The organism is Mycobacterium sp. E136 (assembly GCF_001666865.1).
GTDB lineage: Bacteria > Actinomycetota > Actinomycetes > Mycobacteriales > Mycobacteriaceae > Mycobacterium.
Genome location: NZ_LZJE01000051.1, coordinates 1 through 928, shown reverse-complemented (window position 1 = coordinate 928; position 928 = coordinate 1). Strand labels below are relative to the sequence as shown.

The 928-nt window shown below is 66.9% G+C and carries 1 protein-coding gene; it reads right to left on the bottom strand.

The window, feature by feature from the left end:
* A partial coding sequence (locus tag A5698_RS03810; RefSeq protein ID WP_231967293.1) for a condensation domain-containing protein occupies positions 1-928 on the bottom strand: 928 nt, incomplete at both ends.

Here is a 928-nt window from a genome sequence, read left to right as displayed (position 1 = left end):
CGGCCACTGCACCGCCACCTTGTCGCCGCGATAATCGGCCACCGGCGGATACGGCCGATCCGTGGGCAACTGCACCCGCTCCGGCAGATCAGCCAACGCCTCCTGCCAATACGCCAACTGCGCAGCGATCCGGCTGTCGGGATCATCGAGATCACCCAACTGCGCGCGCTGCCACAACGCGTAATCGACATACTGCACCGGCAGCGGCGCCCACTCCGGAGCCCGGCCCCCACACCGGGCGGCATACGCCGCACTCAAATCACCCATCAACGGAGCGATCGACCAGCCGTCAGCGGCGATATGATGCACCACCGCCACCAACACATGGTCATCCCCGCCGAGCCGGAAAAGCGTTGCCCGCAACGGAATCTCAGCGGCCAAATCAAACGGCCGACGCGCCACCGCCCCGACGGCCTCCTCCAACCGACCCGCCGGCCACCCGGTCGCATCAACAACCTGCCAACCCACATCAGCGCGCTCTACCGGCACCACCGACTGCTGCGGAACCCCACCGGGCGCCACAAACAACGTCCGCAAACTCTCGTGACGGCCCACCACATCACCAACGGCCGCACCCAACGCCTCAGCGTCCAAGCGCCCATCCAGCCGCCACGCCACCGCCAAGTTGTCGACCGCCGATGGGCCCTGCAACTGATCCAGGAACCACAACCGGTTCTGGGCAAACGACAACGGCACCACCGCCGGACGAGGACCGGCAACTAACGGCGCCAGCCCATCCCCCTCACCGATACGCGGCGCCAACCCCGCCACCGTCGGCGCCTCAAACAACGTGCGCACCGCAAGATCGCCGCCCAGGCTCGCATTGACCGCGGCTACCACCCGCATCGCCGACAACGAGTCGCCACCCAACTCGAAGAACGACTCATCGACACCGACCCGCTCCAACCCCAACACCTGGGCGAAGATG